General features: G+C 41.1%; 10 protein-coding genes and 1 pseudogene. 4 read left to right on the top strand and 7 right to left on the bottom strand.

What is annotated here, in order from left to right; genetic code table 11:
- Both VFM80_RS01515 and VFM80_RS01510 read right to left on the bottom strand, forming a co-directional pair.
- Positions 1-2,028: Eco57I restriction-modification methylase domain-containing protein (locus VFM80_RS01515; protein WP_395068848.1), on the bottom strand; the 2,028-nt coding region annotated here is incomplete at its 3' end.
- A gap of 167 nt (positions 2,029-2,195) precedes the next feature.
- Positions 2,196-2,468 (bottom strand): hypothetical protein, encoded by a 273-nt coding sequence (locus VFM80_RS01510; protein ID WP_395068846.1) that lies wholly within the window; start codon positions 2,466-2,468, stop codon positions 2,196-2,198.
- A gap of 151 nt (positions 2,469-2,619) precedes the next feature.
- Between VFM80_RS01510 and VFM80_RS01505 the strand changes: the two genes are divergently transcribed.
- The gene (locus tag VFM80_RS01505) at positions 2,620-3,180 is read left to right on the top strand and encodes a hypothetical protein (protein WP_395068844.1); all 561 of its coding nucleotides are present in this window, start codon (positions 2,620-2,622) and stop codon (positions 3,178-3,180) included.
- 84 nt (positions 3,181-3,264) lie between these two features.
- Here VFM80_RS01505 and VFM80_RS01500 read toward each other — a convergent pair whose 3' ends face one another.
- On the bottom strand, positions 3,265-3,708 hold the full coding sequence (locus VFM80_RS01500) for an OsmC family protein (protein WP_395068842.1): 444 nt from the start codon (positions 3,706-3,708) through the stop codon (positions 3,265-3,267).
- Between the two features lie 170 nt (positions 3,709-3,878).
- On the opposite strand from VFM80_RS01500, the gene VFM80_RS01495 reads away from it, so the two are divergent.
- Positions 3,879-4,694 (top strand): UDP-2,3-diacylglucosamine diphosphatase, encoded by an 816-nt coding sequence (locus tag VFM80_RS01495; protein ID WP_395068840.1) that lies wholly within the window; start codon positions 3,879-3,881, stop codon positions 4,692-4,694.
- Positions 4,691-5,722: a glycosyltransferase family protein gene (locus tag VFM80_RS01490; RefSeq protein WP_395068839.1), complete on the top strand. Its 1,032-nt coding sequence runs from the start codon at positions 4,691-4,693 to the stop codon at positions 5,720-5,722. Before VFM80_RS01495 ends, VFM80_RS01490 begins: the two co-directional genes overlap by 4 nt.
- Positions 5,723-5,913: 191 nt before the next feature.
- Here the strand turns inward: VFM80_RS01490 and VFM80_RS01485 are convergent, their stop codons facing one another.
- The 4 genes from VFM80_RS01485 to VFM80_RS01470 all read right to left on the bottom strand — a co-directional run bounded on the left by VFM80_RS01485 (position 5,914) and on the right by VFM80_RS01470 (position 8,656).
- On the bottom strand, positions 5,914-6,282 hold the full coding sequence (locus tag VFM80_RS01485) for an endonuclease domain-containing protein (protein ID WP_395068850.1): 369 nt from the start codon (positions 6,280-6,282) through the stop codon (positions 5,914-5,916).
- A gap of 197 nt (positions 6,283-6,479) precedes the next feature.
- A complete protein-coding gene (locus VFM80_RS01480; RefSeq protein WP_395068837.1) occupies positions 6,480-7,004 on the bottom strand; it encodes a DinB family protein in 525 nt (174 codons plus the stop codon).
- 94 nt (positions 7,005-7,098) lie between these two features.
- Complete coding sequence (locus tag VFM80_RS01475; RefSeq protein WP_395068835.1) at positions 7,099-7,815, bottom strand: hypothetical protein; 717 nt, start codon at positions 7,813-7,815, stop codon at positions 7,099-7,101.
- Positions 7,816-7,867: 52 nt separating this feature from the next.
- A complete protein-coding gene (locus tag VFM80_RS01470) occupies positions 7,868-8,656 on the bottom strand; it encodes a GntR family transcriptional regulator (protein WP_395068833.1) in 789 nt (262 codons plus the stop codon).
- A gap of 214 nt (positions 8,657-8,870) precedes the next feature.
- Between VFM80_RS01470 and VFM80_RS01465 the strand changes: the two are divergent.
- Positions 8,871-9,047 (top strand): annotated as a pseudogene (locus VFM80_RS01465) (YeeE/YedE family protein); the annotation flags it as partial.
- Between the last annotated feature and the right edge of the window lie 12 nt (positions 9,048-9,059).

The following is a 9,059-nucleotide window of genomic DNA, read 5'->3' as shown; positions in this document are numbered from 1 at the left end:
GTCATCTCTTTGGGTAGCAATTCCTCTTGAAAACAATTTGAAAATAGCTTTTTTGCTATCCCCACCTTTAACGTCTTTATCAATCAACGGGATGAGTTCATCAAAATCATTGTCAGAAAGGTTAATCCAGTTATGTCTATTTGAAGGTTCAATTCTTTCAAAAGCCAGTTCTTTAAAATCATTATGATTCAGCCACTCAAGTTTTTTCTCTTTAAGCCATTCGTCCTCCATTTCACCATTATAATAAATTTGACAGGCATTGTTATCAGGTGAACTGTCCTTTCGAACCAGAAACATAATGGCTACACCGGTTTGAATACCGAATACATTATTTTTTGTGCCAGATATTTTTGGGTTGGCCCGAACATCACTTTTGGTATCTATGATGTAGCAGTAATCAAAATCATCTTCAATACATTTTCGGAAACCATCAAAAGCCCGGCTGTCTATAAAGCTGCGGTTTGTGATTAACGAAATCACTCCATTTTCATCAATTCGATCCATAGCCCAACGATAAAATCGAGTGTACATATCGTAAACAACAATCTGATTTTGTGCCGTACCTTCTTTTATATAAGTATCTTTAATTCGTTGATCAATGCGCTCATAGGCACGGTTAGAATTCTGATAATTGTAATTTTCCTGCTTTGCATTGTATGGTGGATTGCCAATCACTACCGAAATTTTCTGTTGGTTCTGTCTCTTTATTCGCTCCGCATTTTCACTGCTAACGGCAAACATGTTAGACTGAACACCTTGGTCAGTTTTCATTCTATCCCAAGTCAGAGCTGTTGTATTATCCAGAGTATCAACAAAACAAATATTGGGAAATTCCTTGTACTGCCCGGTTTTTTGTTTGTAGGTAAACTCGATGTTCAGGTTAGCCACGTAATAGGGGAGAATGGCTACTTCATTGGCATGGATTTCATTCGTGTATTTATATTCAAGGTATTGGGCGGGAATGTGTTCAATAATATCCGTGATAAACGTTCCCGTTCCGGTAGCCGGATCCAAAATATGAACATTCTCGTGGTGCAGGCTTCTGTTAAAATGCTTTTCCAGCAGGTAATCGGTGCTGCGGATCATAAAATCCACAATTTCGTTTGGGGTATAAACCACGCCTAAACGGTCAGCCCCTTTAGGATTATAAACCTTATAGAAATTTTCATACACCACTTTAAGGAACTGCTGTTTTTCGTGGTGGTCAGCCACTTGGGACGCGTGGGTATTTAAGGTCCGGTAATAATGCCCCAACTCGCCCAACTGATTTTGACGAACCTCGCGGGTCATAAAGGTATTGACCAATCCTTCCAGCTCACGGGCAATGTTATTCTCATGATGAAAATCTGTTTCATCAAACACCGACTTAAATAAGTCTTCCGTGAGAATATGCTGAATCACCATTTCCCGGATATCGTCCTGGGTTATTTCAGGATTCACTTCCTGTTTACACATTTCCCAAAACTGATCGCGCCCTTTTTGGTAGGCGGGATTTTTTTCGTTTTGTTTTTCAATTAATTCACGAAGCGTTTCAACAATGGTGGGGATGTCTTCTTTGAATTTCTCCAGCGCATCTTCAAACCGCTCGATATATGCCGGTTTGAAATCTATAAACATTTTCAGAATGGATTCAAGATCATCCATTTCTTTCATGTTTACCCGCATCACTTCTTTGTCGTGCTGAATCAATACCGCCGTTTGGCTGTTCTGGAAAATGATGTTATCCGCAGGGTATTTATCCTTGTGCAGCTTCTTTTGAATTTCATCATCAATGGAGTCAAACGTATCCTTGCTTTCCACGTAGCCTTTGCGGATACGAAGCTCGTTCATCAAAATGCCATCAGGCCGGATATGTTTACCATCCTCATTTTTAATAGTCACTTCGGTAGCATACACGTAATGACGCATCCCGGCCATTTGAAGCACCAGCATATCAAACGGCTGCTTGATAGCCATTTCATTACTGACCCCAGTCCTCTTTAATGAGTGTGACTGATTGTAATACTGCCTGATTAATTCTTTGGACATGAAGGTGTGATTATTGAACCCGGAAAATTGTGCTTTAGGCTAACAAAAACAGGAGCTAAAAACAAGAGAAGCAAATGAATAACGAATATCCAACATCGAACATCCAACACTGAATGTTGAACGAAACCTAGTTCAGTGTTAAAAGTTCGATGTTCCTTGTTGGATTTTCATCTCCATTCATTCGGATCAAACCACCAATAACCCTCCCGGGCGTATTCGGGACGTGTTAGAAATTCGCGAAGGGTTTCATCTTCAAGGTGGTGATTTTCTGCGAGTGCTTTTCTGAAGTCATTCCAAAGCTCTGTATGTTTATCCAATGATGGTCCCCGAAACATAAGTTGGTAAAAATCATTTTCAAGGGTATTACGTGAACGGCTGGGTTTCCATGTTTGTGCTTCAAAAATAGCATTATTGAGGATGCGTAATGCAGATGATTCCATGCGTGCTAACTTATTTAAGATATATAAGAGAAAATAGGGCTTATATTTTATGCCAATATCTTTATCAATCTATTAAATGGAAAGGGATATTCTTAAGAAGGTTTCTCTTAGTTTGTTATACTATTCTTAAATCCACCTAAAAGATGATATTATGAAATATTCAGTTTTTGCTCTGTTCCTCTTGGTGCCGTTTGTGTTATTGGCTCAACAATCCAGCGCAGATGTTTTTTGGGAAACCCTTTCAGCCCAGTGTGGCAAAGCATTTATAGGAGAGGTTCTTGAGGCTCCTGTAGACGACGACTTCCGGAACCATGAACTGGTGATGCATATACTTTCCTGTGATGATAAAGTGATCAATATACCTTTTTTTGTGGGGGATGATCGCTCAAGAACCTGGATACTTACCAGAAAAGGTGATCGTATTGAACTGAAGCATGATCACCGTCATGAGGATGGAACTGAGGACGAAGTGACCATGTACGGCGGGACCTCTACAAGTACCGGATTGGAAACCCTTCAAACTTTTCCTGCCGATCAGGAGACGGCCGATCTGATTCCAGCCGCAGCAAGTAACATATGGTGGATCGAAGTGGTGCCGGATGAATACTACACCTATAACCTCCGCCGAATTGGTACCGACCGCTATTTTAGCATTCGTTTTAGTTTTGAAGATGAAACCGAGATTCCGCCACCGGCCTGGGGGTGGGAGTAGGGAGGAATATTGAATATCGAACATTGAACATTCAATGTTGAACCGACTCGCTGACTTGTTCCGTATGCTGTGCGTCGGAACGGGTTAAGATTTACTTAGGGAGCTTGATATGGAAATATCGCCTTCGAGGGTTTTATGTACAGGGCATTTTTTGGAGATCTCGAGCAGCTTGTCTAATTGTTCCTGGGATAGGTCTCCTTTTATAATGAGTTCTTTTTCGATGTGATCGATCTTACTTTTTGGGTCTTCGCACTGTGCGCAGTCATCGGCGTGGCGTTGGTTGTGACGAAGCTCCAGGTAGAGATCATCTAGTTTCCATCCCTTTCTTTCGGCATACATTTTTACGGTCATTAGAGTGCAGGAGCCAAGTCCCATCAGGAGATAATCATAAGGATCGGGCCCGGAATTCTGTCCGCCTGTCACGCTTTCCGGTTCATCAGATATAAGTTCGTGCTTTCCGGCGGAAAGGGTAGTTTTGAAGGTTTCGTCTTCTGGGAGATGTACGTGTATGATCTTTTGCTCGCTCATAGAAATTCTAAATTTTAAATGTTGAATTATAAATGAACGTAATTAATTCAACATTTAAAATTTATCATTTACAATTCCCTAACACATTGGTAACCAATAATTAATGCTGTCGCTAACCCCCGTTAACATAGCCGGGCGATATTTGCTATCAATCATCTATTAAAAAGGCTATGAAACGATCCCTTGATACCGTAGTTCTTTCTGACATCCATCTTGGCACAGTGGGCTGCCATGCGGTTGAACTGGTTCAATACCTCAATTCTATTGACCCTAAGCGTGTGATCCTAAACGGGGATTTCATCGATATGTGGAATTTCCGTAAGTACTATTGGCCGGAGGCACATATGCACGTCATCAGAACACTGATCACCATGATGACCAACGGCACAGATATTTATTATCTGACGGGTAATTACGATGAAACCTTACGAAAAATTTCCAGCCTGCAACTTGGTCCGCTTTTTATCAGGGATAAACTGGTGCTGGAAATGAATGGGGAAAGTGTCTGGATCTTTCACGGAGATATTTTTGATATCACTATGAAGCACAGTAAGTGGATAGCTAAACTGGGAGGGAAAGGCTATGAACTGCTTATTTTGTTGAACCGATGGATGAATAATATTTCTGAAAAACTGGGATACGGAAAATTCTCCCTTTCCAAAAAGATCAAGGACAGCGTAAAGCAGGCCGTTAATTTTATAGATGATTTTGAAGTGACAGCTATGGAACTAGCTATCGAAGAGGGGTATGACTATGTTGTTTGCGGACACATTCACCAGCCCAAAATTCGCGGATATGAAAATGAAAAAGGGTCGGTGATCTACCTCAATTCGGGCGACTGGGTCGAAAATCTTACTTGTCTGGAATACGACGCGGGGGAATGGAGTCTCTATAAATATAATGAAGATGAATTTTTGCAGGATAATCCGAGGGTGAACCTGTTGATGAAGAGTCACACTTTTGACCATAAGGTGATGATAGGATGAGGATATTATACGGTGTTCAGGGAACGGGGCACGGACACATAAGCCGGGCACGGGTGGTACTCCCAAAGCTTCGTGAGTATGCTGAAGTGGATGTACTCATCAGCGGGTATAATTTCAAGATGAACATTGATGGCCCTGTTGATTTTACTGCCCGCGGAATGAGCCTGGCATATGATAACAGTGGGAGCGTAGATTTTTTGGAAACAGCTTTGAATTTACATCCCTTTAAATTTTTGAAAGATGTTCGGCATGTACCGATTGGAGAGTATGATTTTGTGGTAAATGACTTTGAGCCTGTTACGGCCTGGGCTGCAAATCAAGCCGGCATCCCCTGTGTTGCCATAAGTCATCAGGCTTCATTTTTATCTGAAAAGTCACCAAGACCAGACAAAAGATCAGCGGTTGCCGAAAACGTGATGAGATATTTTGCTCCTAGTACCGCAGCGGTTGGTTCTCATTATCTGCGGTATGATGATTTTATCGAGCCTCCGATCATTCGAAGACATATACGGGATCTGCATCCAAGCCCGGGCGATCATGTAACGGTCTATTTGCCAGCTTTCGACCATCAGACTTTGCACTCAATATTTTCTCAGGTAAAAAAAACGAAATGGCACATCTTTTCCCCAACTTGTGAGGAAGCATATGTAAAGGGGAATGTGCAAGTGAATCCGGTTGGGAAAGAAGACTTTTTGAAAAGTATTGAACATTGCTTGGGTGTCATCTCAGCCACTGGTTTTGAAACTACTTCAGAGGCCATGTTTCTTGGGAAAAAGCTGCTAACCATCCCTATTAAAAATCAATATGAGCAATTATGCAATGCCGCTGCTTTGGAAGAAATGGGAGGAAAAGTGGTGTATCAGATCGATCCGTATTTTAGCCGGATGCTTTCAGAATGGATTGATAAGGGAGCGGTTTTGAGTCTGCCGGAAATTTCGGATGAGGAGGACCTGGTTCAGAAGATCATACAGTCGGGATTGGGGGAGAATCTTCAGCAAGAGCATTTTGCGCAATTGGCAGTAGACTGACATCCCTCAGGTTGATCGCCTGAAGGCTTTCAACCGGTCTCCCTTCTAAGGGAGAATTATTCGATACAGCTTTTAAAATAATGAGTGCTACACTAGCTAAAACTAGATCTTATTAACTAAAGAGAATTCCCTCTTAGAAGAGGGACAGCAAATGATCTTTGATTATTTGCAGGGAGATGTGCGTTGTTGAATTAGGTTTGCTTTGCCTTCAGCTGCTTGACAAAATCCTGGAGGCACATCAATACACCATGCATATTATGTTTTACATCCGAATCAGTAATTCGTGCAAAAATAACGCCGAGTGCTTCAATTCTTTCTTGACGTTGTTTGTCATTCTGGAACTTCTCAGGATGATCATGTGTGATGCCGTCAATTTCAATAACCATCATAATTTCGTGACAATAAAAGTCCACAATGTAGTCTAAAATAGGCACCTGTCGGTGGAACTCTACCCCAAGTGCTTTGTCTTTTATTTGTTTCCAAAGCAGTACTTCGCTAAGGGTACTATTCTTCCTTAACTGTCTGGCTAAATGTTTTAGCTTCCGATTATATGGATGGATCTTATTTTTAATGGCTTCAGTGTTTTAAAAGTATAAAGAGTCGCGACCTCACTGACATACTTTTGGTTTCGAGCTAAAGCTTTCAACCGGTCTCCCTTCTAAGGGAGAATTTTTGTTACTACATTTTAAACAATGAAAGATTCAGCTGTTTAAAAAACTTTTATATCATTAAAAGGGTAGCAAAAGCATAAATTTCCCTACAAATATTTCTCACGAATAACCTGCATATGATGCAGCTCATGCCCGGCAATGATAAAGGGTAACGACCGCACAGTAAATTCAAAACCACTTGCGGTTCCTTTTAGAGAGATCATCTCCTGAGTCATGTTTTGGAAAAGATGAATGGTTGATATCCGAACAGATAAATATTCGTTGGCAAGGTTACTGATGGTTCGGCTGTTGAAATTCGCATATTTAACATAATTATCTTGATCCATACTTGGCAATGGATTAGGATCGCGTCTGGCAAAAGCCAAAGCCCGGTAAGCAAAAACCCGTTCGGTTTCGATCATATGACCTAAAACTTGTTTAATAGTCCATTTCCCCTCTTTATAAGAAGAAAAGGCTTTATCACCCGGTATCGCATTTATAAAGGTATACATCTCATGCATCTGAGAATTCAGTGTCTCAATGATGTTTTTCTTGGGGACATGAGAAACATAATCGGCATAATAGTGAGCGTATTCTGAATCTGAAGGAAATTCTTTATCCCAAACTGACATGTTCAGTCTCCTAATTTGTAATTGCTATTTCTGCCAGGTATCATCTTCAACGAACATAGAAAATACACAGATTCCCTTATCCAATGTAAAGCAGTTATTCGTTAACGGTTAAACTTTTGACGGTTCCGGAACCGGCTTTTTGACCACCAGCGAAAGATTCTATTGAAAATGCATAAGTAACTCCTGAGACGGTACGCCAATCGCTATGCTTAACTTGAACTTCCACTTCTGAGCCGGTTTGCTGGTTGAACTGATTAAATGTGATCATATCAGGCAATGCGGTTTCGGTATCTAAATAATACGTAACGGGTACTGTGAAATTGATCTTAACTTTAGCATACTCAGTATCGTCTATGGTTTCCATGCCGAGAAACTCTGCATCCAGGGAGTCTTTATTCCGAGCAACATTAACATAATTTCTTTCCATTTCAGTTTCCACTTGCTGAAGTTGTACTCCATTCATGGGTATTTCTCTTCCACCCACTTTTTGAACGCCCTCTCCATCTTCAATAATTACTTCAACCTTCCCCTGCGGAGTTTCTAATACCGCACTTTGATTTCCGGTTTCAAAATTAACTGTGCTTGTGCCGCTTAACGTGATGTCACCCATAGGTGAGATAACGGTTTGTTCAATATCCGTGGTTAAAGTTTCTACTTCAGTTCCAGGCTCTATGACAGCATCGGCCATTTTATTGAGCCATTTTTCTGCATTATTATCTTGCGCATTTACTTCTATTTGTGCAAAAACCATTGATAACCCCGAAATGAGTATCAATGCAATTAAGTGTGAACTGTATGTTAACTTCCTCATAATGTGTATAATTGATTTGTGTTTAAGAGGAATGAAAATGATGCTTTTATTTCTATTTAACAAACTCAGGAGAGAATTCTTTAAGGGGTAAACCATCTTTGGAAGTGACATCCTCAGAATCCTCATTTCGCGATAATTCCATTACATAGCTTACATGAGCCGGGTTGTAATATCTCTTTTGGAAGTACACTTTCTTATCCCCGGTAGTCCGGGAACAGCGGTCAATTTCAAACAGTGCATCACCCTCTTTTAAATTCAGATAATCACCAATGTATTTGTCTGCATTGGTTGCAGTGAACCGATAACTGCCGGCCAAAATAGGAATCTCATACTTCTCCTCAATAACATTGTAAATAGTCTGGGTGGTGAGGTCTTCATCAAACAATAATTGTCCATATCCGGGAGGCAACCAAGTGATATCGAAAGCCACCGGTTTTCCGCTTCCCAAACGAACCCGGTCCACACGAATGAGCTTCATATCCGGGCGGATCTCCAGGATCTCATTCACTTCTTTAATAGGATCAACCTTTTTGAGTGAAACCAAACGAGAACTGCTTTCCAAGCCGGCCTGACGCATATCCTCAGAAAAGTCGGTTAGTTTCACCAAATTGCTCTTATAGGTCTGATCGCTCACAAAAGCACCAACACCTTGCTTGCGGTAGATCAGCCCGTCGTTTTCTAAATTCTGAAGGGCATGACGTACAGTAACCCGGCTCACCTTAAAATAATCGCAAAGCCTTTGTTCGGATGGGAGTTTATCGCCGCCTTCATAGTAGCCTTCGGTGATCTCCTTCTGTAAAAGCTGCTTTACCTTTTCGTGTTTAGAAGCTTGTTGTTCCATGATGTAGATCTTAATGACTGTGTCGATCAGTAAGGGCGCATTTCAATGCGCCCTTACTGATCGGGGATAGAGACCGATAGTCTTGCACCAAAATTCACCAATTAACATCTATTTAAGATACTTGTTATAACATGTTGTTACAAACTAGAGAACTCCGGTATCATTGGAGTGAAGAAATAATTAAACGATCAATCACTAGACAAATCACAAACTGATGGACATACTTTCACAACCTATGCCCTGGTACATTGCAGGTCCGATTTTAGGGCTTACCGTGCCAATTCTTCTTATTCTGGGAGGTAAGATGTTCGGGGTATCGGAGAACTTACGCCACGCCTGTGCAGCCTGTAATTTCGGTAATGTAGAATTTTTCAATTACGACTGGAAAGAAGCCGGTTAGATC

Source organism: Gracilimonas sp. (genome assembly GCF_035704785.1).
GTDB lineage: Bacteria > Bacteroidota > Rhodothermia > Balneolales > Balneolaceae > Gracilimonas.
The sequence above is the reverse complement of the archived record's forward strand: the minus strand, read 5'-3'. Positions and strand labels throughout refer to the sequence as shown.

Bases quoted from the DNA above. Each gene is read 5' to 3' on its own strand.
- VFM80_RS01510 (WP_395068846.1), bottom strand. From the start codon at position 2,468: ATGGAATCATCTGCATTACGCATCCTCAATAATGCTATTTTTGAAGCA.
- VFM80_RS01505 (WP_395068844.1), top strand. From the start codon at position 2,620: ATGAAATATTCAGTTTTTGCTCTGTTCCTCTTGGTGCCGTTTGTGTTA.
- VFM80_RS01500 (WP_395068842.1), bottom strand. From the start codon at position 3,708: ATGAGCGAGCAAAAGATCATACACGTACATCTCCCAGAAGACGAAACC.
- VFM80_RS01495 (WP_395068840.1), top strand. From the start codon at position 3,879: ATGAAACGATCCCTTGATACCGTAGTTCTTTCTGACATCCATCTTGGC.
- VFM80_RS01490 (WP_395068839.1), top strand. From the start codon at position 4,691: ATGAGGATATTATACGGTGTTCAGGGAACGGGGCACGGACACATAAGC.
- VFM80_RS01480 (WP_395068837.1), bottom strand. From the start codon at position 7,004: ATGTCAGTTTGGGATAAAGAATTTCCTTCAGATTCAGAATACGCTCAC.
- VFM80_RS01475 (WP_395068835.1), bottom strand. From the start codon at position 7,815: ATGAGGAAGTTAACATACAGTTCACACTTAATTGCATTGATACTCATT.
- VFM80_RS01470 (WP_395068833.1), bottom strand. From the start codon at position 8,656: ATGGAACAACAAGCTTCTAAACACGAAAAGGTAAAGCAGCTTTTACAG.